The sequence below is a fragment of the Sphingomonas sp. CROZ-RG-20F-R02-07 genome (genome assembly GCF_022662335.1).
In the GTDB taxonomy this organism is placed as follows: Bacteria; Pseudomonadota; Alphaproteobacteria; order Sphingomonadales; family Sphingomonadaceae; genus Sphingomonas.
This window is the reverse complement of record NZ_JAKNQJ010000003.1, coordinates 324,969-348,622: the sequence shown is the minus strand read 5'-3', so window position 1 is coordinate 348,622 and position 23,654 is coordinate 324,969. Positions and strand designations below refer to the sequence as shown.

23 protein-coding genes and 1 riboswitch are annotated in these 23,654 nt (G+C 69.7%); of the genes, 14 read left to right on the top strand and 9 right to left on the bottom strand.

What is annotated here, in order from left to right; translation table 11 throughout:
• Positions 1–8 precede the first annotated feature (8 nt).
• From flgG to L8H00_RS07355, 8 genes are all read left to right on the top strand, one after another.
• Complete coding sequence (flgG, locus tag L8H00_RS07390) at positions 9–797, top strand: flagellar basal-body rod protein FlgG (RefSeq protein WP_242096633.1); 789 nt, start codon at positions 9–11, stop codon at positions 795–797.
• A 1-nt stretch (position 798) separates the two neighbouring features.
• A complete protein-coding gene (locus L8H00_RS07385) occupies positions 799–1,530 on the top strand; it encodes a flagellar basal body L-ring protein FlgH (protein ID WP_242096631.1) in 732 nt (243 codons plus the stop codon).
• A 52-nt stretch (positions 1,531–1,582) separates the two neighbouring features.
• Positions 1,583–2,683, top strand: coding sequence for a flagellar basal body P-ring protein FlgI (locus L8H00_RS07380; protein WP_242096709.1), 1,101 nt, complete (start codon positions 1,583–1,585; stop codon positions 2,681–2,683).
• Entirely contained in the window at positions 2,680–2,988 is a 309-nt protein-coding gene (locus tag L8H00_RS07375) for a rod-binding protein (protein WP_242096630.1), read from the top strand. Before L8H00_RS07380 ends, L8H00_RS07375 begins: the two co-directional genes overlap by 4 nt.
• Before the next feature lie 58 nt (positions 2,989–3,046).
• Positions 3,047–4,390 carry a flagellar hook-associated protein FlgK gene (gene flgK, locus L8H00_RS07370; protein WP_242096628.1) on the top strand — a complete coding sequence of 448 codons (1,344 nt, stop codon included), beginning with the start codon at positions 3,047–3,049 and terminating at the stop codon, positions 4,388–4,390.
• A gap of 6 nt (positions 4,391–4,396) precedes the next feature.
• A complete protein-coding gene (gene flgL / locus L8H00_RS07365) occupies positions 4,397–5,290 on the top strand; it encodes a flagellar hook-associated protein FlgL (RefSeq protein ID WP_242096627.1) in 894 nt (297 codons plus the stop codon).
• Between the two features lie 107 nt (positions 5,291–5,397).
• Positions 5,398–6,261: a flagellar motor stator protein MotA gene (gene motA / locus L8H00_RS07360; protein WP_242096626.1), complete on the top strand. Its 864-nt coding sequence runs from the start codon at positions 5,398–5,400 to the stop codon at positions 6,259–6,261.
• Position 6,262: 1 nt separating this feature from the next.
• Positions 6,263–7,165 carry a flagellar motor protein MotB gene (locus L8H00_RS07355; RefSeq protein WP_242096625.1) on the top strand — a complete coding sequence of 301 codons (903 nt, stop codon included), beginning with the start codon at positions 6,263–6,265 and terminating at the stop codon, positions 7,163–7,165.
• A gap of 75 nt (positions 7,166–7,240) precedes the next feature.
• Here the strand turns inward: L8H00_RS07355 and L8H00_RS07350 are convergent, their stop codons facing one another.
• On the bottom strand, positions 7,241–7,738 hold the full coding sequence (locus tag L8H00_RS07350) for a MucR family transcriptional regulator (RefSeq protein WP_242096708.1): 498 nt from the start codon (positions 7,736–7,738) through the stop codon (positions 7,241–7,243).
• Between the two features lie 245 nt (positions 7,739–7,983).
• On the opposite strand from L8H00_RS07350, the gene L8H00_RS07345 reads away from it, so the two are divergent.
• Positions 7,984–8,778 (top strand): hypothetical protein, encoded by a 795-nt coding sequence (locus tag L8H00_RS07345; RefSeq protein WP_242096624.1) that lies wholly within the window; start codon positions 7,984–7,986, stop codon positions 8,776–8,778.
• 15 nt (positions 8,779–8,793) lie between these two features.
• On the opposite strand, the gene cobU is transcribed toward L8H00_RS07345, so the two are convergent.
• Entirely contained in the window at positions 8,794–9,312 is a 519-nt protein-coding gene (cobU, locus tag L8H00_RS07340) for a bifunctional adenosylcobinamide kinase/adenosylcobinamide-phosphate guanylyltransferase (protein ID WP_242096623.1), read from the bottom strand.
• 40 nt (positions 9,313–9,352) lie between these two features.
• On the opposite strand from cobU, the gene L8H00_RS07335 reads away from it, so the two are divergent.
• Genes L8H00_RS07335 through L8H00_RS07325 form a run of 3 tightly spaced genes read left to right on the top strand, consistent with a single transcriptional unit; the run spans position 9,353 to position 12,745 of the window.
• On the top strand, positions 9,353–10,372 hold the full coding sequence (locus tag L8H00_RS07335; RefSeq protein ID WP_242096622.1) for an aminotransferase class I/II-fold pyridoxal phosphate-dependent enzyme: 1,020 nt from the start codon (positions 9,353–9,355) through the stop codon (positions 10,370–10,372).
• A complete protein-coding gene (cbiB, locus tag L8H00_RS07330; protein WP_242096621.1) occupies positions 10,365–11,303 on the top strand; it encodes an adenosylcobinamide-phosphate synthase CbiB in 939 nt (312 codons plus the stop codon). Before L8H00_RS07335 ends, cbiB begins: the two co-directional genes overlap by 8 nt.
• Positions 11,291–12,745 carry a cobyric acid synthase gene (locus tag L8H00_RS07325; protein ID WP_242096619.1) on the top strand — a complete coding sequence of 485 codons (1,455 nt, stop codon included), beginning with the start codon at positions 11,291–11,293 and terminating at the stop codon, positions 12,743–12,745. The genes cbiB and L8H00_RS07325 overlap by 13 nt, the downstream gene beginning before the upstream one ends.
• Here L8H00_RS07325 and cobS read toward each other — a convergent pair.
• The 6 genes from cobS to L8H00_RS07295 all read right to left on the bottom strand — a co-directional run bounded on the left by cobS (position 12,728) and on the right by L8H00_RS07295 (position 18,403).
• Entirely contained in the window at positions 12,728–13,438 is a 711-nt protein-coding gene (gene cobS / locus L8H00_RS07320) for an adenosylcobinamide-GDP ribazoletransferase (protein WP_242096616.1), read from the bottom strand. The two genes, L8H00_RS07325 and cobS, sit on opposite strands and share 18 nt — an antisense overlap.
• Positions 13,435–13,995 carry a histidine phosphatase family protein gene (locus L8H00_RS07315; protein WP_242096614.1) on the bottom strand — a complete coding sequence of 187 codons (561 nt, stop codon included), beginning with the start codon at positions 13,993–13,995 and terminating at the stop codon, positions 13,435–13,437. Before L8H00_RS07315 ends, cobS begins: the two co-directional genes overlap by 4 nt.
• Positions 13,992–15,005, bottom strand: a complete 1,014-nt coding sequence (cobT, locus tag L8H00_RS07310; protein WP_242096612.1) for a nicotinate-nucleotide--dimethylbenzimidazole phosphoribosyltransferase — start codon at positions 15,003–15,005, stop codon at positions 13,992–13,994. The genes L8H00_RS07315 and cobT overlap by 4 nt, the downstream gene beginning before the upstream one ends.
• Positions 15,002–15,397: a DUF1636 domain-containing protein gene (locus L8H00_RS07305; protein ID WP_242096611.1), complete on the bottom strand. Its 396-nt coding sequence runs from the start codon at positions 15,395–15,397 to the stop codon at positions 15,002–15,004. Before L8H00_RS07305 ends, cobT begins: the two co-directional genes overlap by 4 nt.
• Positions 15,398–15,538: 141 nt before the next feature.
• A riboswitch (cobalamin riboswitch) is annotated at positions 15,539–15,723 on the bottom strand.
• Positions 15,724–15,767: 44 nt separating this feature from the next.
• The gene (gene cobO / locus L8H00_RS07300; RefSeq protein WP_242096609.1) at positions 15,768–16,367 is read right to left on the bottom strand and encodes a cob(I)yrinic acid a,c-diamide adenosyltransferase; all 600 of its coding nucleotides are present in this window, start codon (positions 16,365–16,367) and stop codon (positions 15,768–15,770) included.
• Complete coding sequence (locus L8H00_RS07295) at positions 16,364–18,403, bottom strand: prolyl oligopeptidase family serine peptidase (protein ID WP_347340717.1); 2,040 nt, start codon at positions 18,401–18,403, stop codon at positions 16,364–16,366. The genes cobO and L8H00_RS07295 overlap by 4 nt, the downstream gene beginning before the upstream one ends.
• A gap of 181 nt (positions 18,404–18,584) precedes the next feature.
• Between L8H00_RS07295 and L8H00_RS07290 the strand changes: the two genes are divergently transcribed.
• Positions 18,585–20,279: a thiamine pyrophosphate-binding protein gene (locus L8H00_RS07290; RefSeq protein ID WP_242096605.1), complete on the top strand. Its 1,695-nt coding sequence runs from the start codon at positions 18,585–18,587 to the stop codon at positions 20,277–20,279.
• 16 nt (positions 20,280–20,295) lie between these two features.
• Here the strand turns inward: L8H00_RS07290 and L8H00_RS07285 are convergent, their stop codons facing one another.
• The gene (locus tag L8H00_RS07285; protein ID WP_242096603.1) at positions 20,296–21,381 is read right to left on the bottom strand and encodes an alpha/beta hydrolase; all 1,086 of its coding nucleotides are present in this window, start codon (positions 21,379–21,381) and stop codon (positions 20,296–20,298) included.
• Between the two features lie 173 nt (positions 21,382–21,554).
• On the opposite strand from L8H00_RS07285, the gene L8H00_RS07280 reads away from it, so the two are divergent.
• Positions 21,555–23,582, top strand: a complete 2,028-nt coding sequence (locus L8H00_RS07280; RefSeq protein ID WP_242096601.1) for an alpha/beta fold hydrolase — start codon at positions 21,555–21,557, stop codon at positions 23,580–23,582.
• Positions 23,583–23,654 lie beyond the last annotated feature (72 nt).

Genomic DNA, 23,654 nt, shown 5'->3' with positions numbered 1-23,654 from the left:
AACAAGCGATGTCATCCGCCGCCATGCATATCGCGCGCACCGGGCTCGACGCCCAGGACATGCGCATGCGAGTCATCTCGAACAACCTCGCCAACGTGAACACGACGGGGTTCAAGAAGGACCGCGCCGCGTTCGAGACGCTCGCGTACCAGACCGTCACCGCGGCGGGCGCGCCCAGCACGGCGGAGAGCAAATATGCGACCGGCCTGAACCTCGGCACCGGCGTGCGCGTGCAGGGGACTGCGCGGATCGATACGCAGGGGTCGATGCAGACGACGGGCAACAGCATGGACCTGGCGCTGGACGGCGACGGCTATTTCCAGGTGCAGATGCCCGGCGGCACGCTGGGCTACACCCGCGCCGGCAATTTCTCGCGCTCGGCCGAAGGGCTGCTGGTGACGAGCGAAGGCTATCAGGTGCAGCCCGGCATCACCGTGCCGCAGGGCGCGACCGGCCTGACGATCGGCAACGACGGCACCGTCTCGGCGACGATCGCCGGCCAGACCGAACCCGCCACGCTCGGCCAGATCGCGGTGGCGAGCTTTCCCAACGGCGCCGGGCTCCAGTCCAAGGGCGACAATTACCTGGTCGAGACCGCGGCCTCGGGCGCGGCCAACGTCGGCGTGGCCGGCACCGAGGGGCGCGGTTCGATCAAGCAGGGGATGCTCGAGGCATCCAACGTCAACACCGTCGAGGAGCTGGTCGACATGATCGAATGCCAGCGCGCGTATGAGGTGAATTCCAAGATGATCTCCGCCACCGACGACATGCTCAAATATGTCAACCAGAACATCTGACATGGCATCCAGGGCACCCAATCCGTTCCGCATCGGCCATCACTGGATCGAGATCGCGCTCGGCGCCGCCACCGCGGCGCTGCTCGTCGCCGGGCTCAGCCCGCAGGCGGCGGACGCCGGCCTTCTCGGCAAGAAGAAGACCCCGGAGGATTTCACCGCCATCCGCGCCGCGCCCGTCGCGGTGCCGCCGGCGGCGGCCAACGGCTCGATCTTCCAGGCCGAAGGCGGCTATGCCGCGCTGTACGAGGGATCGCGCGCGCGCCGCGTCGGCGATCCGCTGACGATCGTGCTGGTCGAGAAGACCGCGGCGACCAAATCGGCGGGTTCCAAGCTCGATTCCAAGGGCGACCTGAGCATCACCGCGCCGACCACCGGGGTGCTGTCGTTCCTGAAGAACCAGAGCACCAGCGCGGGCACCGGCCGCACCTTCAACGGCACGGGCGCGGCGGACCAGTCCAACTCGCTGTCGGGCGAGGTGAGCGTGACGGTGGCGCAGGTGCTGCCCAACGGCACGATGCTCGTCCAGGGGCAGAAGCGCGTGACGCTCAACCGCGGCGACGAGTTCGTCCAGATCAAGGGCCTCGTGCGCACCGCAGACATCGATGCGGACAACCGCATTCTCTCCACCCGCGTGGCCGATGCGCAGATCGCCTACACCGGCAAGGGCGACGTCGCCCGTGCGAGCCGCCAGGGCTGGCTCGGGCGGTTCTTCTCGGTCGTCAGCCCGTTCTGATCGCCGTGGTTAGCGGGATGGTAACCTTTTGGGCGGCAGGATCGGCGGCATGATGGTTCTTCGCAGCTTCGTCCTCGCGCTCGCCTCGCTCCTGGTCGCGGTGGCGCCCGCCCATGCCGACCGGATCAAGGATCTGGGCGGTTTCCAGGGCATCCGCGCCAACCAGTTGACGGGCTATGGCATCGTCGTCGGGCTTCCCGGCACCGGCGACGACAATCTCGAATATACCGTGCAATCGCTGAAGGCCGTGGCCTCGCGGTTCGGGCTTCAGCTTCCCGCGGGCGTCAATCCGGGGATGAAGAACGCCGCGGTGGTGATCGTGACGGCCGAACTGCCGCCCTTCGCCAAGCCCGGCCAGCGGCTCGACATCACCGTCGCGTCGATGGGCAAGGCCAAGTCGCTGCGCGGCGGCAGCCTGATCCTTACCCCGCTGATGGGTGCCGACAACCAGATCTATGCGATGGCGCAGGGCAATCTCGCGGTCGGCGGCCTCGGCGCCGAGGGCGCGGACGGCTCCAAGATCGTCATCAACATTCCCTCGACCGGCCGCATCCCCGAGGGGGCGACCGTGGAGCGCGCGGTGGCGACCGGCTTCGGCACCACGCCGACGCTGGTGTTCAACCTCGCGCGTGCCGATTTCACGACCGCGCAGAACGTCGCGGGCGCGATCAACAAGAAACTCGGCTTCGGCAGCGCCGAAGCGGTGGACGCGGTGTCGGTGTCGGTGCGCGCGCCGCAGGGCGCCGATGTGCGCGCCACTTTGATGTCGGAGATCGAGAATCTCGACGTGGTGTCGGCCGAACCGCCCGCCAAGGTGATCGTCAACGCACGCACCGGCACCGTCGTCATCAATTCGGCGGTCCGCGTCGGCCCGGCGGCGGTCACGCACGGCAAGCTGACCGTCCGCATCGACGAGACGCAGCGCGTCAGCCAGCCGGGGCCGCTGAGCAACGGACAGACCGCGGTCGTCACCAAATCGGGCGTCGCGGTGGATGAAGAGAAGAAGCCGATGTTCCTCCTCTCACCGGGGCCGCGCCTGGCCGACATCGTCAAGGCGGTGAACGCGATCGGCGCATCGCCCGCCGATCTGGTGGCGATCCTCGAGGCGCTGAAGGAAGCCGGCGCCCTGAAGGCGGAACTGATCGTCCTGTGACCGACATCGTCACGCCTCCGGCGGCGGCGGCCGCGCCGACGACCGGCATCGCCACCGACACCAGCCGGTTGAAGTCGGCCGCCAATCTTAAGGCGGCGGGCCAGAAGTTCGAGGCGGTGTTCGACGGCATGATGCTGAAGGCGATGCGCCAGACGAAGCTGGCCGATCCGCTGTTCGATTCGAAGGCGATCGACACCTTCACCGAGATGCAGGATGCGCGCCTCGCGCAGAGCATGGCCGAACACGCCCCGATCGGGATCGGCAAGGCGATGACCGAATTCCTGAAGAAGTCCGCCGGCCAATGATCGACTTTTTCGTGAAATCGCAATCAGATATTAACCCGGGCGCGGCAGACCGCTCCCCATGAGCGACTTGCTCTCCATTGGCGCCTCGGGCGTCCGCGCGTATCAGACCGCGCTGTCGACCGTTGGCGAGAACATCGCCAATTCGGGCGTCACCGGCTATTCGCGCCGTTCGGTCGCGCTGACCGAGATCGCCGGCGTCTCGGGCACGGTGGCGATCAAGGCCGATGCCGGAAGCGGCGTCGCGGTCGGCAGCATCGCGCGATCGACCGACACCTATGCGACGGCAGCTTTGCGCTCGGCCAGCGCCGATCTCGCGCGCACCACCACCGCCTCCACCTGGCTGACGCAGATCCAGTCCGCGTTGACGGGCAACAATCTCACGTCGCGCATCACTGCCTTCTACTCCTCGGCCAGCAGCCTGTCGGCGGATCCGTCCTCCACCTCGCTGCGCGCCAACATGCTCGGCACGGCGACCTCGACCGCTGCCGCGTTCACCGCGACCGGGAATGCGTTCGACCAGATCCAGACCGACCTCGACACCAGCGGTGGCGAAGCGGCGCAGACGCTCACGTCGCTCGGCGCCTCGCTCGTGCGGATCAACGACGGGCTCGGCCGCACCCAGCCCGGCACCTCGGCGGCGGCGCAGCTCGCCGACCAGCGCGATTCCGTGCTCGGCCAGATGAGCGCGCTTGCCAGCGTCGATGCGAAGGCCGATTCGCTCGGCCGCGTGACGGTGAAGCTGGGCGGGGCGAACGGCACGCCGTTCGTGTCCAACACCCAATCGGGCGCGGTCGGCTATGCGCGTGCCGCCGATGGCTCGGTCGGCTTCACGGTCAGCTATGCCGGCGCCAACACGCCGCTGGCCACCGAGGGCGGCGCGATGGCGGGGATCGTCGACGGCGCGCAGAAGATCGCCGCCGCCCGCACGGCGCTCAACACGATCGCGAGCGGCTTCACGACCTCGGTCAACACAGTCCAGGCGCAGGGCGACGATCTCAACGGCACCGCCGGACAGCCGATCTTCGCGACCGGCGCCGACGCCACCGACATCACGGTGGCGATGACGGACGGCCGCGGGATCGCGGCGGCCACGCGCGGCGCGGGCGTGCGCAACGCGGGCAATCTTGATGCGCTCCAGGGCGCGCGCATGACCGGCGGGTTCGAATCGAACACGACCGATCTCATCACCAACACCGCAACGGCGATCACGCAGAAAGCGACCATTTCGGATGCGCAGACCGCGATCCGCGACGGGGCGGCGACCGCGCTTGCCAACTCGACCGGCACCAGCCTCGATTCCGAAGCGGTCGACCTGATGCGCTTCCAGCAGGCCTATTCCGCCTCCAGCCGCGTGATCCAGGTCGCGCGCGATACCTTCTCCACGATCCTCGAAATCAAGTAGGGCACGATGCAGATCTCCAGCAGCATGTTCTACGATACCGCGGCCAAGCGGATGTCGGCGCTCAACGATCATGCCACGCTGCTCCAGACGCAGATCTCGACGGGCAAGAAGATCCAGAGCCCGTCGGACGATGCGGTGCTGTCGCAGCAGATCGCGCAGTTCGACCAGCAGGATGCCGCGGCCGCGGTGTATCAGACCAACATCACGCTCGCCTCGTCGCAATTGGAACAGACCGACGGGACGCTGTCGTCGATCGCCACGCAGGTGCAACGCGCGATCGAGCTGACGACGCAGGCCGCCAACGGCACGCAGAGCGATTCGACCCGTTCGATCATCGGCAACGAACTGAGCTCGATCGTCACTTCGCTGACCGGCCTTGCCAACACCAAGGACGTCCGCGGCCAGCCGCTGTTCGGCACCGCCAGCGGCACGCCCGCGGTGACCGCGAACAGCGACGGCAGCTTTTCCTATGCGACCACCGATGTCAGCGCGATCCCGATCGCGCAGGGCCAGTCGGTGCAGGCCAATGAATCGGCATCGCGCGTGTTCATGACGGGCAGCACCGATCTGCTGAGCGTGATCTCCAATCTCGCCAAGGCGCTTCAGGGCGGCGGCGACGTTTCGAGCACGGTGTCAAGCGCGCTCGACAGCCTCAATGCGGGCAACGACCAGATTTCGGCGGTCCGCGCATCGGTCGGCGCGCGCGCGGCGCGGGTCGATCTCCAGCAGACGCTGCTCACCAATGCCAACACCGATCGCGCCGCGCTCCGCTCGAAGGACGAGGATGTCGACGTGACGTCCGCCATCGCCGATCTGCAGAAGACGATGACCGTGCTGTCCGCCACACAGGCGAGCTTCACCAAACTGTCGCAGCTCTCGCTGTTCGATTATCTCAAATAAGGCGCTGCGCCGACGGCGCATCTGGTAACCGGATGGCTACGATTTCCGGTTAACGCTGTTCCCGAAACGGTCCGTTCGGATCGATGCTTTCGGGGAAAGTCACCGCCATGTTTCCGGCTATCGGCCTCGTCGTTCTTCTCGCCATGGTGTTCGGCGGCTTTGCCATCACCGGTGGCAATCTCGGCCCCGTCATGGAGGCCATCCCGCACGAGATGCTCATCATTGGCGGTGCCGCTGCGGGCGCGCTCATCATCGGCAATTCGGGCAAGGAACTGAAGGCCATGGGCGGCGGCCTCGGCAAGGTGTTCAAGGGCCCGAAATACAAGAAGCAGGATTATCTCGACGTCATCTTCCTCGTCAGCAAGCTGATGAAGATGCTGCGCACCGAGGGGCCGATCGCGGTCGAGCCGCATGTCGAGGATCCGCAGTCCTCCGCGGTTTTCTCGGAATATCCCAAGCTTCTGAAGGACCATACGCTCGTCAACCTGATCGCCGACACGCTGCGCCTCGTCGTGGTGTCGAGCGGCACGCTCGACGTGCATGCGGTCGAGGAGGTGATGGATCATTCGATCAAGAGCCACCATCACGAGGTGGAGGGGCCGCACACCACGCTGTCCAGCCTTGCCGATTCGCTGCCCGCGCTCGGCATCGTGGCGGCGGTGCTCGGGATCGTGAAGACGATGGGCTCGATCGACAAGCCGCCTTCGGTGCTGGGCGGCATGATCGGCTCCGCGCTCGTCGGCACGTTCATGGGCGTGCTGCTCGCCTACGGCATCGTCTCGCCGCTCGCGGGACGGCTGAAGCAGGTGATCGATGCCGACGGCGCGATCTACGACGTGGTCAAGCAGATCATCATCGCCTCGCTTCACGGCCATCCGCAGCCGCTGGTGATCGAGGCGGCGCGCGCGGGGATCGCGCACAAGAACCAGCCCGGCTTCGCCGAGGTGTTCGACGGCCTGCGGGGCCGCTGAGATGGCGCGCGCGCCCCATGGGCAGAACGTTCCGCCCAAGATCATCGTCAAGAAGATCTATATCGAGGGGCATGGCGGCCATCACGGCGGCGCGTGGAAGGTGGCCTATGCCGATTTCGTGACCGCGATGATGGCGTTTTTCCTGCTGCTCTGGCTGCTCGGCGCCACGACCGAGAAACAGCGCAAGGGCATTGCCGACTATTTCGCGCCCACCGTGCTCGACACGCATGCGCTCGGCATCGGCGGCAGCGGGCTGTTCGGCGGTGAATCGATCCTCGACAAGAACCGGCTGGGGCCCAAGACGGGGCAGGGCATGATGCCCGCACTCGTCGTTCCCAATGCCGGGCGCGGCGGCCCGCAGCCCGGCACCGCCGACAAGGGGCTGACGCGCAGCAGCAGCGCACTGGCGAACGAGGATCGCAAGAATTTCGAGCAGATGCGCCGCCAGGTGATGGAGCAGATCAGCAGTTCGGCGACGCTGTCGAAACTCGCGAACCATATCCGTTTCGTGCGCACGCAGGACGGGCTGCGGATCGATCTGGTCGACGATGCGGATTATTCGATGTTCGCGCTCGGCACGACCGCGCTCGATCCGCGGGCGGCCTCGCTGATCGGGCTGATCGCGGGATCGATCAAGACGATGACCAATCCGATCATGATCCGCGGCCATACCGACAGCGTGCCCTATGGCGATCCGCGCGCGATGAACAACTGGATGCTGTCGAGCGGTCGCGCCGAGGCCACGCGCCGCCAGCTCGCCGCCAGCGGCATCCCGGAAGCGCGCTTCAACCGGATCGAGGGCGTCGCCGACCGCGAGCCCATGATCGAGAAGGATCCGAGCGATCCGCGCAACCGCCGCGTGGCGATCACGCTGCTCTATCGGGCGGGCAGTTTCGGGCAGTAGCGGCCGAAGCGCGCCTCATCAAAAAGCCCGCGCACCACGCGGCACGCGGGCTTTGTGTCGTGCCGGACGGGGCGATTACTCCGCGGTCGTCTCGGGCACCTTGCGCTTGCGGGGCGCGGGCGCAGGTGCGGCGTCTTCGGTCTTGCGCGCGCCGGGCTTGCGGCCGAGGCCGATCTTCTTGGCCATCGCGCGGCGGCTTTCCGAATAGCTTTCGGCGACCATCGGATAGTCGGGCTTCAGGCCATAGCGTTCACGATATTCGGCGGGCGTCATGCCGTTGGTCGAGAGATGGCGACGCAACGTCTTGTAAGGCTTGCCGTCGATCATCGAGATGATGTGATCAGGCGACGCCAAGGATTTGCGCACCGATACGGCGGGCGTATACTCAGTGGGTGCGCTTTCCGCCGGCGCCTGATCGGACGTGCCAAGCAGCGCCGCAACGGTCTCGTGCATCCGGCCAAGGAACGCGGGCACCTCGTCTGCCGAGATCCGGGTGTTGGGATTGCCGAGCCAAGCAATCGTCAACTCCGTCGCCAGTTCCAGTGCATTCAAATCGGGGGTATCGTCGTTCATGGCCTGCTCCTTGATTTGATCGAAGTCCGTAACGGGCCTTTCGGGCAGGTCAATCGCAATGTTGTCTTCACGCAACGACAACGCTTTGCGCAGGGCTGTGGCGCTCCGCGGGTCCTTGTCTCTCCCGCCCAACTCTCCGCCCGTTTTGTTTGTCGTTTCGAGGGCGGCGGACTCGACCGGTGGGCTGTGCCGCTGTGCATCATCGCCGTTGCGGCACCGGGGCGGCCCGCCTAGGGCGGCTCGCGATGCGCGCCACCTATTCGTCTCGGCCGGATTCGACCCGAGCGCCCGCGCGGCGGCGTGCGGTGTCGTTCGCGCTCACGATCGTGGCGCATATCCTCATCATCCTGCTGCTGCTGCACCTCACGCCCACAGCGGTCGTCCCGCGCAAGCCCGATGCGCGCCCGGCCGCGTTCCAACTCCTGCCCGATCCCCAGGCCGCACCGATCCCGTCGCCGCGCGTGCCACGGGTCGCGAAGGTCAAGCAGCCGAGCGGCGGCGCTGCCCCCCGCGCGCCGCGGCCGCCCGCGCCGCCGACCGCGCCGCCTTCCACCCAGCCGCCATCGGCGTTCCCCGCGATGCTCGGCGGGCGCGAACTGTTCCAGGCCGCCGATGTCGCCAAGCTGCCGGCCCATCCCGAGGATCGGCAATTGGCGGGCGGCGACAGCGACGGCGCGGGGCAGGGGCAGGGCAAGGACAGCGGCTCAACCTATGGCCCGGGCGCCGGGCCGGGCGGCGAGCGGCTCTACAATGCGGATTGGTATCCTCGCCCGCCGAGCCATGCCGAGATCGCCGGTTATATGCCGCCTTCCGGCGCGCCGATGGGCAGTTGGGCCGAGATCGCGTGCCGGACGATCGAGAATTATCATGTCGAGAATTGCCGCTCGCTGGGCGAATCCCCGGTCGGCTCGGGGCTGGCGCGGGCGATGCGCGAGGCGGCGTGGCAATTCCGCGTGCGGCCGCCGCGCGTGGGCGGCAAGGCGATGGTCGGCGCCTGGGTGCGCATCCGGATCGATTTCACCGAAAAGGGCGGCGACTGACGCGCGTCCGCGCGGTCATTTCAGCCGCAGCGGCAGCCCGGCCACGATCAGGTCCACCCGCTCGACCGCGGCGGCGACGCGCTGATTGATGATGCCCGCCGAATCGCGAAAGGCGCGGGCGAGCGCGTTGTCGGGCACGATGCCGAGCCCCACCTCGTTGGCGACGAGGACGATGCGCGCCGGCGTGGCCGCGATCGCGGCGAGCAGCGTATCGGTGGCGGCGGACGCATCCCGATCGGCCAGCAGCAGGTTCGACGCCCAGAGCGTCAGGCAATCGACCAGCAGCACGCCGCCGCGGGCGCCCGCTTCGCCGATCGCGTCCGGCAGGTCGATCGGCGCCTCCACCGTGCGCCAGTGGTCGTCGCGATCGGCGCGGTGGCGCGCGATTCGATCGGTCATCTCGTCGTCGAACGCCTGGGCGGTGGCGATGAAGACGCAGGGCTCGCCGCACGCCTCCGCCAGCCGCTGTGCGTGGCGGCTCTTGCCCGATCGCGCACCGCCGATCACGAACAGGCTTCGCCCGAACGACTCCATCGCTTCCTCCCGGCCCTTGCCGCATCGCGTGCGATTGGCGATGGCGGCGGATCGAAGCGGTGTCGAGGGGCGTGGGGTGCGGGGCTTGAGCGAACATGGCGGCCGCCTCGACATCGCGGCCGCGCGCTTCCCGGCGGCGCCCCGGCCCTGGCTCGACCTGTCGACCGGGATCAACCCCCTGCGCTGGGACGGCGAAGCGGGCCCGGTCGATCTCGGCGCGCTGCCGTCGCCCGCCGCGCTGGCGGCGCTCGAATCCGCGGCGGCAGCCCTGTTCGGAGTGGCGGCAGAGCGCGTTGCGGCGGTGCCCGGCAGCGAGACGGGGTTGCGCGCGCTCGCCGGGCTCGATCTGCCCGCGCCCCATGCGCATGTCGCGCCCGCTTACGGCACGCATGCCGCGATCTGGGCGGATGGCGTGGCGATCGGCGTCGACGCGCTGGACGCCACCGCCTCGCGTGGTGGCACGATCCTGCTCGCCAATCCCAACAACCCCGATGGCCGATTGCTCGCGCCCGATCGGCTGCTGGCACTCGCCCGCGCACTTGGGGCGCGGGGCGGATGGCTGGTGGTGGACGAGGCGTTCGCCGACACCGATCCCGCGATCGGGCTGCTGCCGCATCTGGCGGCCGACGATCCGGTGCTGGTGCTGCGCTCGTTCGGCAAGTTCTTCGGCTTGGCGGGCGTGCGGCTCGGCTTTCTGTGTGGGCCGCCCGCCATGCTCGACCGGTTGCGTGCGCGGCTCGGGGCGTGGCCGGTCTCGGCGCAGGCGATCGCGATCGGCACCGCCGCCTATCGCGACGCCGGGTGGATCGCGGCGACGCGGGCGCGCCTGCCCGTCATGGCGCGCGATCTCGATACGGTGCTGATCGAACATGGGCTGGTTCCGGTCGGGGCCTGCCCGCTGTTCCGCCTCGTCACGCGGGGCGACCTGCCCACCCTGTTCGACCGGCTCGCGCGGGCGGGGATCCTGACGCGGCCGTTTGCGGACACGCCGCATCTCCGCTTCGGCCTGCCGGGCGACGCCGCCGGGCTGGCGCGACTCGATCGGGCGCTTCGTGGTTGAGCCTTATGCGCTGCTCGCGCTGGCGATCGATGCGGCGTTCGGCTGGCCCGCCTGGCTCTATGCGCGCATCGGCCATCCCGTGGGCGGCTTCGCGCGCGCGATCGATGCGGCGGAGCGCGCGTGGAACGCACCCGCGCGCTCAACCGCCCGGCGGCGAACACTTGGTACGCTGCTGCTGGTCCTGCTCGTCGGCACGGTCGCGGCGATCGGCTGGGGCGTGCAGATGGCGCTGGCGGCGTGGCTCGGCCGATACGCGTGGATCGGCACGGCGCTGCTGGCCGCCCCGGCGCTCGCGCAGCGCAGCCTTCACCAGCATGTGCGGGCGGTGCGTGATGCGCTCGCCACGGGCGATCCGTTCGCGAGCCGGCGGGCGGTCGCCCGGATCGTCGGGCGCGACACCGCGCGGCTCGACACCGCCGGGGTCGCGCGGGCGGCGATCGAAAGCCTCGCCGAAAGCTTTTGCGACGGCATCGTCGCGCCGCTGTTCTGGCTGGTGCTGCTCGGGTTGCCGGGGATCTGGGCGTATAAGGCGATCAACACCGCGGACAGCCTGATCGGCCACCGCGAGCCGCGCTACGCGGCGTTCGGCTGGGCCTCGGCGCGCACCGACGATGGCGCGAACTGGGTGCCGGCGCGGATCGCGGGGCTGGTGCTGTGCGTGGCGGGCGGGGGCGGCTTCGCCACGATGCGCCGCGACGCGCGCCGCCACGCCTCGCCCAATGCGGGCTGGCCGGAGGCGGCGCTGGCGGGCGTGCTTGGTCTCCGGCTCGCCGGGCCGATCGCCTATGACGGCGTCACCCGGATCAAGCCCTGGATCGGCGACGGCCGCACCACGGCCAACGCGGCGGACATCACCCGCGCGCTCCAGGTCCATGCGCGCGCCTGCCTGATCCTTTGGGCGATCACGGGGGTGCTCGCATGGGTGCGGTGATGCTGCAGGGCACCGGGTCGGACGTCGGCAAGTCGGTGCTGGTGGCCGGGCTGTGCCGCGCGCTCGCCAATCGCGGGCTCGTCGTGCGACCGTTCAAGCCGCAGAACATGTCGAACAACGCCGCCGTCACTGCGGACGGCGGCGAGATCGGCCGCGCGCAGGCGACGCAGGCCTTCGCCGCGCGGGCGGCGCCCAGCGTCGACATGAACCCGGTGCTGCTGAAGCCGCAGGGCGACCGGACCTCGCAGCTCGTGGTGTGCGGCGTCGTGCGCGGCACACTGGCGGCAGCGAACTGGCGGCAGGGGCGCGAGGGACTGCTGGCCGAGATCCTCGCCAGCTATCGCCGGTTGCGCGCTGAGGCCGATATCGTCGTGATCGAGGGCGCGGGCAGCCCGGCGGAGATCAACCTGCGCGCGGGCGACATCGCGAACATGGGCTTCGCGCGCGCCGCCGGCGTGCCCGTGCTGATCGTCGGCGATATCGATCGCGGCGGCGTCATCGCCGCACTCGTCGGCACACAGGCGGTGATCGCGCCCGAGGATGCCGCGATGATCCACGGCTTCCTCGTCAACAAGTTCCGCGGCGACCCCGCGCTGTTCGACGACGGTTACCGGGCGATCGCCGAGCGCACCGGGTGGCGCGGCCATGGCGTGGTGCCCTGGCTGCCCGAGGCGGCGCGGTTGCCGAGCGAGGATGCGGTCGTGCTCGAACGGCGTGGCGGGCCCGCCAGCGGGCGGACCGTCGTGGCCTGCCCGATCACCGCGCGGATCGCCAATTTCGACGATCTCGATCCGCTGAAGCTGGAGGCCGACGTCGATCTGGTCATGGTGCCGCCGGGCACGCCGATCCCGCCCGCCGCGCTGATCGTGCTGGCGGGCAGCAAGGCGACGATCCCGGATCTGGCCTTTCTGCGTGGCCAGGGGTGGGACGTCGATATCCTCGCGCATCATCGCCAGGGGCGGCCGGTGCTCGGCCTGTGCGGCGGATACCAGATGCTGGGGCGGACGATCGCCGATCCGGATGGCATCGAGGGCCCGGCGGGGCAGGTCGCGGGCCTGGGGCTGCTCGACGTTGCGACGCTGCTGACCGGCGCAAAGGCGCTGAAGCCCGTCACCGGCACCGCGCTCGGCGCGCGGTTCGAGGGGTACGAGATGCATATGGGGGTGACGCGCGGGCCGGGCACCGCGGCGCCGCTCGTCCGCTTCGACGACGGCCGCGGCGACGGCGCGTCGAGCGCGGACGGGCTGGTGGCGGGCACCTATGTCCATGGGCTGCTGGGCCATGCCGCGCAGCGCAAGGCGTGGCTGGCGCGGATCGGGGTGGCGGGGCGCGGCCCCGATCACCGTGTCGCGATCGATGCGGCGCTCGATGCCATTGCCGACACGCTCGAACGCCATGTCGATATCGACGCGATCGTCCGGCTGTCAGACCGTGCGGACTGAGGCGATCGCGAGCAGCAGGCCGGTTTCGACCAGTTCGATCCCGGCGCCATGCGCATCGCCGGTCACGCCGCCGATGCGCCGCTTCAGCCACAGCCCGACACCCGCGATCATCAAGGGCGCCGCGATCAGCGCGGGCGCGATGGTGCAGGCGGCGGCCAGCAGCGCGGTCCAGCCGATCAGGTCGCGCCGCCGCACCGCCCGCGCGACCATCGCACCCAGCCCGGCATGGAGCGGCGGCAGCCAGCGCGCCCAGGCGAGCGGCCCGATCCGCGCCGCGAACGGCACCAGCACGAGCGCCCAGCCGGCAGCGCCGATGGCGTGGAGCAGCACGAGCTTGGCGACGAGCTGCAGCCCGATCGCGACGACGCCGAAGCTGCCGATATGCGAATCCGCCATCACCGCGAGCAGCCGAGCGCGGTCGCCATGCGCCGCGCCGATGCCGTCGGCGAGATCGCCCAGCCCGTCGAGATGGAGCGCGCCCGTCACCGCGACCCATGCGACCAGCGCGGCCAGCGCCCCCGTCCACGGATCGATCCGCCCGCCGAGCCACCCCGCCGCTGCCACCATCACCCCGATCGCGAGCCCCACGACCGGATAGCAGCGGATGGCGCGCGCGAAATCGTCGCGCGTGGCGCCCACCGACGGCATCGGCAGCCGCGTCAGAAAGCCGAAGGCGGCGACCAGCGGCTTCATGCCTGAAGTCCGGTGATCTGCGCGGCATCGGGCCACAGCCGCAACGATAGCAGCGCCGCGCAGGGCAGGTCGAACGCCCAAAGTTGGCGCCGGTCGAACCCGCACAGCGTGCCGATCGCGGCACGGATCGATCCGCCATGCGCGACCACGAGCGTGGTGCCGTCCAGCGCGCCGAGCGCGTCGGCGACGCGCGCCATGAGCGTCGACCACAGCTCGCCGCCGGGCGGCGGACCGGCATCGGGATCCTGCCAGAAGGCAGCGAGTGCCATGGGATCGATCGCGTCCGGCGCCAGCCCGTCCCAGGCGCCGAAATCGAGCTCGCGCCACCGCGGATCGATCGTGACCGGCACGCCGTGCCGCGCACCGATCGCCGCGGCGCAGGCCTGCGCGCGTTGCCGGTCCGACGTGACGATCCGGTCGAACGCGAGCGGCGCACCGCGCGCCACGCAGGCCGCGATCCCCTCCGGCGTCGCGGGGCTGTCGGTGATGCCGAGCATCCGTCCCGCCAGCACCGGCGCGCCGTGGCGCATCAGGTGGAGCGTGCGGGCCGCGCTCATCCCCCCGCCACGCCGGCCTCGGCAAAGGTCGCCATGCCGTCATGCGCCGCCAGCGCCGCACGGATCACGCCCGCCGCCACCGCTGCGCCGCTGCCCTCGCCCAGCCGCATGCCGAGCGCCAGCAGCGGGTCCAGCTCCAGCCGCGCGAGCAGCTTAGCATGGCCGGGCTCTGCCGAGACATGGCCGGCGATGCAGTGGTCGGCGATCCGGGGCCAAGCCGCGGCGATCGGTGCGATCGCGGCGCTGCCGATGAAGCCGTCGAGCACGACGGCGATCCGTGCGGTGCGGGCCGCCACCACCGCACCCGCCATCGCCGCGATCTCGCGCCCGCCGACGCGGCGCAGCGTTTCGAACGGCGTGCGCGGTGCCTCCGCATGACGGGCGAGCGCGGCATCGACCGCGGCGGTCTTGCGCGCCAGGCCGTCGCCATCCACGCCCGTGCCGGGGCCCACCCACTCCGCGCCGCTGCCGCCGAAGCTGCGTGCGCAAAGCGCTGCCGCGGCCGTCGAATTGCCGATGCCCATCTCGCCGAGCACGAGCAGGTCGATGCCATCCTCCACGACGGCCGCGCCCGCGTTCAGCGCGGCGAGGCATTCGGCCGCGTCCATCGCGGGGCCGCGCGTGAAGTCGGCGGTCGGCCGGTCGAGATCGAGCGGTACGACGCGCAGTTCGAGCCCGGAGGCGGCGGCAAGCGTGTTGATCGCGGCACCCCCGGATGCGAAATTGGCGACCATCTGCGCGGTCACTTCGGGCGGAAACGCGCTGACGCCGCGCGCCGCCACGCCGTGATTGCCCGCGAACACCACCGCACGACCGCGATCGATCCGGGGGCGCTCGCGGCCCTGCCAGCCGGCGAGATCGATCGCGATCGCCTCCAGCCGGCCGAGCGACCCCGGCGGTTTGGTGAGTTGCGCCTGACGCTCGGCGGCGGCGGCGCGCGCGGCCCGGTCGGGCGCGGGCAGGCTGGCGAGCGCGGCATCGAACGCGGCGACGCTGGAAAAGCCAATCATGCGACGACGAATCCGGCGGGCGGCGTGCGCGTCAGGAAATGGCCTTTGACGCCCTCGGGCCAGCTTTTGTACGGCACCTGCCCGTCGTCGCTCGCGGCATGGAGCACGGCATGATCCAGGATCGCGCGCGCCGCCGCCTCGTCGGGCGTGAACCGGCCGAGCACGTACCCGATCTTGCCGGGGGCGCGCAGATGGACGGTGCACGAATCCTGGCAGGCGAACAGGCACGGCATCGCCTGCACCGCGACGCCGGCATAGGCCGGGTCGGATGCCTTGACCGCGCGCAGCGCCGCGACCAGCCGCGTTCCGCCGCGGGGGCCGGTGGCATCATCGCCCGAGCGGCAGGTGGAGCAGGCGACGATTGCCGGGCCGTCCTCGACGGGGATCAGCATGGGCGGCACGGAATAGGGGATAGGGTGAACGGCACAGGAATCTCCTCGCGACACGGCACAGGCCGGCACGCGAGGCGCCGGCCGACGATGCCGCCGCTCGGGGTCACGCGGACCCCGCCCGCTCGGCGCACCCTGGCCGGACGGAGGACGACCGCGACGGGCAGGTCTCCTGGCTCGCGGGTCGTCACCGTCCGCGCCGCCTTCTCGGGAGGAATCCCAATGGCCTGTGGCGCGATGGCTCGCCGCGTACAGTTGCAGGGGCAGCCGGGGTGAGCCCCGTTCCCTTTTCACCCCGTCGCCGGGGAACCTGTCGCGCGGCCGGCCTATCGGTGGGCGATGGGGCCGTCAACGGCGACCCGCGCGCGGGTGGTCAGAACTCGATCCCCGCCTGCGCCTTCACGCCGGCGCGAAACGGATGCTTCACCGGCGTCATTTCCGTGACGAGGTCGGCCGCCGCGATCAGCGCCTCGGGCGCGTTGCGGCCGGTGACGACGACATGCTTCATCGGCGCGCGGGCGGCGAGCACCGCCAGCACCTCGTCCAGCGGCAGATAGTCGTAGCGCAGCACGATGTTGAGTTCGTCCGCCACCACCATCGCATAGGCCGGATCGGCGATCATCCGCTTCACCTCGTCCCAGGCGGTGCGGGTGACGGCGATGTCGCGGGCGCGGTCCTGCGTGTCCCAGGTGAAGCCCTCGCCCATCGGCTTGAAGGTCACTTGATCGGGAAAGGCGTCGAACACCGCCTTCTCCCCCGTGGCCATCGCGCCCTTCACGAACTGGACGACGCCCACCGTCATGCCGTGGCCGATCGCGCGCGCCACCATGCCGAAGGCGGCGGTCGACTTGCCCTTGCCCGCGCCGGTGTGGACGATCAGCAGCCCCTTCTCGATCGTCTTGTCCGCGATGATCGCCTGTTTGGCCGCCTGCATCCGGCGCATCTTGTCGGCATGGCGCGCGTCGTCGGTCATTCCATCAGTTTCTTCTGGAGGTAGGTCATGGTCAGCGCGGTGGTGCGTGCGGTCTGCTTCAGGTCCGCGCCGGAGCCGTGCCCGCCCTCGGTATTCTCGTAATAATAGAAGGGCAGCTTCATCTCCTCCATCCGGGCGGCGAACTTGCGCGCATGCTGGGGCCCGACGCGGTCGTCCTTGGTGGTGGTGAAGATGAACGGCTCGGGATAGGCCACGCCCGCCTTCAGATTCTGGTACGGAGAGGTCTTGCGCCAGAACGCCATGACGGCGGGATCGGCGTTCACGTCGCCATATTCCCCCTGCCACGACGCGCCCGCCGCAATCTTGGAGATGCGGATCATGTCGAGCAGCGGCACCTGGATGACCACCGCGTTCCACAGTTCGGGATGCTGGGTGAACTGCACGCCCATCAGCAGCCCGCCATTGGAGCCGCCCTCGATTCCGAGCCGCCGCGGGCTGGTGATCCGCCGCGCGATCAGGTCGCGCGCGACGCTCGCGAAATCGTCATAGACGATCTGCCGCTTCGTCCCGAGCCCCGCCTCGTGCCATGCGGGACCGAATTCGCCGCCGCCGCGGATGTTGGCGAGCACCAGCGCGCCGCCGCGTTCCAGCCACAGCTTGCCCGTCGTGCCCGAATAGGAGGGCGTCATGCTCACCTGGAACCCGCCATAGGCGGTCATCAGCGTCGGCGTGGTGCCGTCATAGGCGATGTCCTTGCGGTGGACGACGAAATACGGGATCTTGGTGCCATCGGTGGAGGTGGCCTCGCGCTGCTCGACCACGTCGCGCGACGCATCGAATTTGGGCGGCAGCGTCTTCACCGTCTGCAGCGTGCCCGTCGTCGTGTCGGCCAGATCGACCGTCGTCGGCGTCAGGAAGCCGTTCGTCACCACGAACGCGCGGTTGCTGTTCTCGTCGGTCGATCCGAAGCCGACCGACAGATTGTCGGGCAGCGCCAGCCGGGTGATGGTCCAGCCGCCGCCGCGCTTGGGCGCATAGACGAACGCGCGGCCCTGCACGTTGCTGAGCGTCTCGATCAGCAGATGGTCGCGCGTCGATGCGGTGCCGTTCAGCGCGTCGCGCGGGCCCGGGGTCCACACCAATTTGGGCGCCAGCCGATCGGGCGTGGCCTTCACCGCCGCCAGATCCAGCTCGGCGAGCGCGCCCGATACGAAGCTTGCGCCATGCGCCGGCCACGCCTCGTCCAGCCGCACGATGACGCGGCCATCGACCAGCTCGGCGACGCTCGCCTTGTCGGGAATCGCGAGCTGCCGCGTGCCGGTGGGGGTCACGACGAAGCTCTGGTGGCGGAACGTGTCGAGCGGCCGCTCGATCACCGCCAGCGTGCGGCCCTGGCCATCGCGCAGCACGCTGGGCGAGACGCCATAGCCGCCATCGTCCTTGCCGCCGCGATACACTTCGGTCGCCTGCGTCATCGCCTGGCCGCGCGCGAGCCGCTTGACGACATAGGGATAGCCGGACGGCGTCAGCTCGCCCGGAATCCAGTCGGTCGCGACGAGCAGATGGTCGATATCTTCCCAGGCGACGCGGTGCTTGCCGCGCGGCAGGTGGAACCCGCCCGCCACGAAGCGCATGGTGTCGAGATCGAACTCGCGCACCTCCACCGCATCCTCGCCGCCGTCGGACAAGGATACGAGGCAGCGTTTCTCATCGGGCGGCAGGCAGTCGAAACCGTGCGAAACCCAGCTCTTGCCCTCGGCCTTGCCCAGCGCATCGATGTCGAGCACCGTCGTCCATTGCGGATCGGCGGTGCGATAGCTCTCCAGCGTGGTCTTGCGCCAGATCCCGCGCAGATGCTCGGGATCCTGCCAGAAATTGTAGATCGCGCCGTGGATGAAGCCGGGCATCGGGATCCGGTCGCGCGCGCCCGCGATCGCCAGCGCCTCCTGGTAAAGCACGGGATAGCGCGGATCGGCCTCCAGCCGCTTCGTGCTGGCGGCGTTGTGACTTTCCACCCACGCCATCGCGCGCGGCGAGGCGGGCTCCTCCAACCAGATATACGGATCGTCCTTCATCGCCTGAGCGTGGACGCCCACCGGCGTGGCGGCAAGGGCGAGAAGGGCGATCAGGGTCTGGCGCATCGGCGAACTCCGGGGGCGGAACGATGCCGCCATGTCTACGCAAAGCCACGGGCATGGCAACCAAAGTCCGCCTGACACGTCCTCACGCTGTCCAGCCGAACACCGGAGCGTGCCCATGTCCTCGACCGTCGCCGAACTGCTCGTCGAAACCTTGGCGGAGATCGGCGTCCGCCAGGTCTTCGGGATCGTGGGCGACGCGCTCAATCCCTTCACCGATGCGATCCGCCGGCAGGACCGGGTCGAATGGATCGGCGTGCGCCACGAAGAGGGCGCGGCGCTGGCCGCGGCGGGGCAGGCCAAGCTGACCGGGCGGCTGGGCGTCTGCTGCGGCACCACGGGCCCCGGCGGCAACCATCTCGTCGCCGGGCTGTACGAGGCGCGCAAGGATCATGCACCGGTGCTCGCGATCTCGGGCGGCGTGCCGTCCAACCTGCGCGGCACCGATTATCTCCAGGAGGACAGCCCCGACCTGCTGTTCCGTGACGTCGCGGTCTATACGCAGACACTCGGCGCGCCCGAGCAGGCGCCAGCGGTGTTCCACCAGGCGATCGCCGAGGCCTATGGCGCGCGTGGCGTCGCGCATCTGTGCATCCCGCCCGACGTCTTCGCGGCCACGCTGTCGAAGGCGGTGCCGAGCATCCCGACGCTGCGTCCCCGACCCGAGGTGGCGCCCGCGCCCGAGGACATCGCTGCGGCGATCGCGCTGATCGACAAAGCCGAGACGATCGCGGTGTTCTGCGGCGCGGGCGCGCGCGGCGCCGAGGCGGAGCTGATCGCGCTGTCCGAGCGGCTGAAGGCGCCGCTCACGCACACCTATCGCGCGCAGGAACTGCTGCCCTACCATGATCCGCACTGGATCGGCGGCGTGGGGCTGATCGGCGGCCGGGCGGGCGTGGATGCGGTGCAGAAGGCGGACCTGCTGCTGATGCTCGGCACCGATTACCCCTATGTCGATTTCCTGCCCAAGCACGGCAACGTCATCCAGATCGACGAACGCGCCTTCGCGCTCGGCCGCCGCGCGCCGATCGCGCTCGGCATCGTCGGTTCGGTGAAGCCCGCGCTCCGGATGCTGCTCGACCGGCTCGCCGCGCGCGGGGACGATGCGTTCTTCACCACCGCGACGAAGGCACGCCACGCGTGGGACGTGATGCTGGACGAAAAGGCCGATCCCGCGCGCAGCGGCGACCGGATCCACCCCCAGGCGGTGGCGCGCGCGATCAGCGATCATGCCGCCGACGATGCGATCTTCGTGACGGATACCGGCGAGGTGACGCTATGGGCGGCGAACTGGATGCGCCAGACCGGTCGCCAGCGGATCACGGGATCGTTCAACAACGCCGCCGTCGGCACCGGGCTCGGCATCGCCAACGGCGCGCAGGCGCTCGACCGCGACCGGCAGGTGATCCTGCACAGCGGCGACGGCGGCATGACGATGCTGATCGGCGAGTTCATGACCGCGGTCGAGCACAAGCTGCCGATCAAGGTGGTGGTGTACGACAATGCCAGCTGGGGCCTTGTCCATCTGGAGATGGAGGGCGCGGGCAACCCGCCCTCGTCGGGCGCGAATTTCCCCAACATGGATTTCGCCGCCTTCGCCCGCGCCTGCGGTGCGCAGGGCTTCACCGCGCGCGATCCGGCATCGCTGGTCGCGACGGTGCAGGCGTTCCTCGCATCGCCGGGGCCGGCCATCCTTCACGCCATCGTCGATCCCGACGAGATCCCGGCGATGCCCCATATCGAGATCGGCCAGGCGTGGAAGTTCGGCATCGCCAAGGTGCGCGAGGCGATCGCGGCGGTGAGTCCCGCCTGACCGCAGGCGCCGTGGATCAGTCGGCGATGCCGAGGGCGCGCCTCAGCCGCGCGATGGCATAGCGATCGGCATCATAGGCCCCGCGAACGATCGCGCCCATGCCGAACATCGCGTGCGTGACGCCGGGGAAGGTGCGTTGCTCGACCGTGTCGCCTGCGGCCTTCATCGCGGCGGCCAGCGTCTCGCCGTCCGAGCGGAGCGGATCGATCTGTGCGTTGACGATCGTCGTCGGCGGCAGGCCGTGCAGGTCGGCGCCGACCAGATTGAGCCGCGAATCCTGCAGGTCGGCCGTCCTGTTCGTTTCGTAATAGGCGAACCAGTTCAGCATCGCGCCGTTCAGCGGCCGGGCGTTGGCGGCATCCATCCGCGACGGCAGCGCCATGCTGCTGTTCGCGATCGGATCGACCGCCAGGACATGGACGGGCCTGGTCAGGCCGTCGTCGCGCGCCCGGATGGCGGTGGCGATCGCCAGATTGCCGCCCGCGCCTTCGCCGGCCAGCGCGAGCCTGGCGGTGTCGCCGCCCCAGCTCGCCGCATTGCGCAACACCCAGCGATAGGCGGCGAACGCGTCGTCATGCTGCGCCGGAAACTTGAATTCGGGCGCGTGACGATATTCGACCGACACGACGATCGCGTTCAGTTGCCGGGAGAACAGCCGGGGCAACGCGTCATAGGCGGTCACATCCGCGAGCACCCAGCCGCCGCCGTGATAATAGACGATCACGGGCATCGACGCGCCCGTCGCCGCCACGGGCGTGTAGATCCGCGCATAGTGCATCGGATCGCTGCCATAGGGCAGGTCGCGCGTGGTCACCGCCGGATCGGGCGCGGTGGGCAGGCCCTTCCGGCGCATCACCGCGCGCACCGCGTCCGCCGCAGAGGCCTGGATCCGCGCCTCGGCCGGCGTCAGCGTCTCGATCGGCTTCGATCCGAGGCGCGCGAGCTGATCCAGCACCGCCTGCATGTCGGCGGCGGCTACGGGTGGCTGCGTAGCGATGCGCGGGGGCAGGGGCGGTGGCGCGTCCGTCGAAGAGCGCGATTGCGCGGTGGCGGCGCCCGATGCCCCGAGCAACGCGGCGGCCAGTAAAAGCGTGATGGTCATGGATGATGTCCTGTTTCCGCTTCGGCCCCAAACATGGCCGGCAAAGCCTCGTTCCCCCGTCGCGCCGCTGAAAATGGAAGCACTGATGCACATCACAGGGAACAGCTTAAGGCGGAACGCTGCGTGATCTACCGGGTTCTGGTGGCGACATTGCCAAGAACGAGTGTTGCCGCATGCCCGCCATCCTCACCGACGATCTGACGATCGCCTATTCCGAATTCGGGCCATCCTCCGGCCGTCCGGTGCTGCTGCTTCACGGCTGGCCCGACGATGCGTCGAGCTGGGATCGGGTGGCGGCTGCGCTGGCGGACGCGGGGTTGCGCGTGATCGTGCCGACGCTCCGCGGCTTCGGCGAGAGCCGGTTCCGCGGCGATGCGCCGCGCACCGGCAACAGCGCGATCCTGGCGATGGATGCGATCGCGCTGCTGGATGCGCTGGGCATCGACCGGTTCATGGTCGCCGGGCATGATTGGGGCTCGAACGCCGCCGAGGCGCTGGCGGTCGGCTGGCCCGATCGGGTCGAGCGGCTGGCGATGCTGGCCACGCCGCCGCGGATGGGCGGCATGCCGACGCCGCCGTTCGAACAGGCCCAGCGCCAATGGTATCACTGGTTCATGGCCACCGCCCGCGGCGCGCAGGCGGTGCGCCACGATCGCAAGGGCTTCGCGCATATCCACTGGGTGAACTGGTCTCCGCCGGGCTGGTTCGACGAAGCGACGTTCGACCGGGTGGCGCGCGCGTTCGAGAATCCCGACTGGGCCGACGTCACGCTCCACAGCTACCGCGCGCGCTGGGACGAGGCCGCTCCCGATCCGCGCAGCCTGTGGCTGGAGGAGAAGGTGAAGGCGACTCCGGCACTGTCGCTGCCGGCGCTCTATATCCAGGGCGCGCGCGACGGCGTGAACCCGCCCTGCGCCAGCGAACGCGTGCCCGCGAAGTTCACCGGTCCGTTCGCCTTCGTCACGCTCTCGGGTGTCGGCCATTTCCCGCAGCGCGAAGCGCCCGATGCCGTCGCGCGGCACCTGATTCACCTGTTCACCGGCGATCCCGCCGCGCTCACCGACACCACCGACCGGAGCCTCATCATGACCAAGACCAAGCCATTGCTCATCGGCCTCGCCGCGGTGGGCGTCGTCGCCGCTTCGGCGATCGGCGTCGCGCAGGCGCAGACCCGATCGACCGCGCTGACGCAGGTGGCGCAGTTCGATCATCAGGTCACCGGCGTCGCCGTCACCGCCGACGGCCGCCGGTTCGTCAACTTCCCGCGGTGGACCGACGATGCGCCGATCTCGGTCGCCGAGGTGCTGAAGAACGGCACGCTGCGCCCCTATCCCGATGCCAAATGGAACAGCTGGCGCAACGCGCGCGCCAACGAACTGCCGGTCGGCGACTATTTCGTCTGCGTCCAGTCGATCGTGCCCGATGGGCACGGCCATCTCTGGGTGCTCGATCCCGGCGCCCCGGGCAACGAGAAGATCCTGGAGGGTGCGCCCAAGATCGTCCGGATCGATCTCGCCACCAACCGCGTGACGAAGGTCGTGAAGCTGCCGCTCGATGTGGCGCTCCAGGGCACCTATCTCAACGACATCCGCTTCTCGCCCGACGGCAAGACGGGGTACATCACCGACAGCGGCACGCGCGGCGCGATCATCGTGGTCGATCTGGAAACCGGCAAGGGCTTCCGTGCGCTCGACGGCCATGCCTCGACCCAGATCGACAAGACGGTGACCGTCACGGTCGACGGCAAGCCGCTCGTCCGGCCGGATGGCCGCCAGCCCGCCTTCGCCGCGGACGGGATCGCGATCTCCAACGATGGCCGCACGCTCTATTATCAGGCGCTGACGGGCAACACGCTCTATGCGATCGACACCGCGCTGCTGCGCCCGGAGGTCGATGAAGCGGCACGCGCGGCAGGCGTGCGGACGGTGGCGCGCACGCACGTCGCCGACGGGCTGTGGATGAGCAAGGCGGGCACGCTCTACATCACCTCGCCGACCGACAACGGCATCTCCCGCCTCGTCGGCGATCATGTCGAGCCGGTACTGACCGATCGCCGCCTGCGCTGGCCCGATACCTTCTCGGAAGGGCCCGATGGCCGCATCTACGTGACCGCGAGCCACATCCAGGACACGAATTGGTTCAAGCCCGGCGCGCCGGCGTCGATCGTCACCCAGCTCTTCTCCTTCGCGCCTGCGGGGTGACGATCTGGCTGTCCGGTATCCAGCCACGGTAACGCGATCGGCCCGGTGCCGATCGCCCCACCCCCGGCCCAT

What these genes read in the sequence shown, in the direction of transcription:
- flgG (WP_242096633.1), top strand. Translation starts at nt 9, where the DNA reads ATGTCATCCGCCGCCATGCATATCGCGCGCACCGGGCTCGACGCCCAG.
- L8H00_RS07385 (WP_242096631.1), top strand. Translation starts at nt 799, where the DNA reads ATGGCATCCAGGGCACCCAATCCGTTCCGCATCGGCCATCACTGGATC.
- L8H00_RS07380 (WP_242096709.1), top strand. Translation starts at nt 1,583, where the DNA reads ATGGTTCTTCGCAGCTTCGTCCTCGCGCTCGCCTCGCTCCTGGTCGCG.
- flgK (WP_242096628.1), top strand. Translation starts at nt 3,047, where the DNA reads ATGAGCGACTTGCTCTCCATTGGCGCCTCGGGCGTCCGCGCGTATCAG.
- flgL (WP_242096627.1), top strand. Translation starts at nt 4,397, where the DNA reads ATGCAGATCTCCAGCAGCATGTTCTACGATACCGCGGCCAAGCGGATG.
- motA (WP_242096626.1), top strand. Translation starts at nt 5,398, where the DNA reads ATGTTTCCGGCTATCGGCCTCGTCGTTCTTCTCGCCATGGTGTTCGGC.
- L8H00_RS07355 (WP_242096625.1), top strand. Translation starts at nt 6,263, where the DNA reads ATGGCGCGCGCGCCCCATGGGCAGAACGTTCCGCCCAAGATCATCGTC.
- L8H00_RS07350 (WP_242096708.1), bottom strand. Translation starts at nt 7,738, where the DNA reads ATGAACGACGATACCCCCGATTTGAATGCACTGGAACTGGCGACGGAG.
- L8H00_RS07345 (WP_242096624.1), top strand. Translation starts at nt 7,984, where the DNA reads ATGCGCGCCACCTATTCGTCTCGGCCGGATTCGACCCGAGCGCCCGCG.
- cobU (WP_242096623.1), bottom strand. Translation starts at nt 9,312, where the DNA reads ATGGAGTCGTTCGGGCGAAGCCTGTTCGTGATCGGCGGTGCGCGATCG.
- L8H00_RS07335 (WP_242096622.1), top strand. Translation starts at nt 9,353, where the DNA reads ATGGCGGCGGATCGAAGCGGTGTCGAGGGGCGTGGGGTGCGGGGCTTG.
- L8H00_RS07325 (WP_242096619.1), top strand. Translation starts at nt 11,291, where the DNA reads ATGGGTGCGGTGATGCTGCAGGGCACCGGGTCGGACGTCGGCAAGTCG.
- cobS (WP_242096616.1), bottom strand. Translation starts at nt 13,438, where the DNA reads ATGAAGCCGCTGGTCGCCGCCTTCGGCTTTCTGACGCGGCTGCCGATG.
- L8H00_RS07315 (WP_242096614.1), bottom strand. Translation starts at nt 13,995, where the DNA reads ATGAGCGCGGCCCGCACGCTCCACCTGATGCGCCACGGCGCGCCGGTG.
- cobT (WP_242096612.1), bottom strand. Translation starts at nt 15,005, where the DNA reads ATGATTGGCTTTTCCAGCGTCGCCGCGTTCGATGCCGCGCTCGCCAGC.
- L8H00_RS07305 (WP_242096611.1), bottom strand. Translation starts at nt 15,397, where the DNA reads ATGCTGATCCCCGTCGAGGACGGCCCGGCAATCGTCGCCTGCTCCACC.
- cobO (WP_242096609.1), bottom strand. Translation starts at nt 16,367, where the DNA reads ATGACCGACGACGCGCGCCATGCCGACAAGATGCGCCGGATGCAGGCG.
- L8H00_RS07295 (WP_347340717.1), bottom strand. Translation starts at nt 18,403, where the DNA reads ATGAAGGACGATCCGTATATCTGGTTGGAGGAGCCCGCCTCGCCGCGC.
- L8H00_RS07290 (WP_242096605.1), top strand. Translation starts at nt 18,585, where the DNA reads ATGTCCTCGACCGTCGCCGAACTGCTCGTCGAAACCTTGGCGGAGATC.
- L8H00_RS07285 (WP_242096603.1), bottom strand. Translation starts at nt 21,381, where the DNA reads ATGACCATCACGCTTTTACTGGCCGCCGCGTTGCTCGGGGCATCGGGC.
- L8H00_RS07280 (WP_242096601.1), top strand. Translation starts at nt 21,555, where the DNA reads ATGCCCGCCATCCTCACCGACGATCTGACGATCGCCTATTCCGAATTC.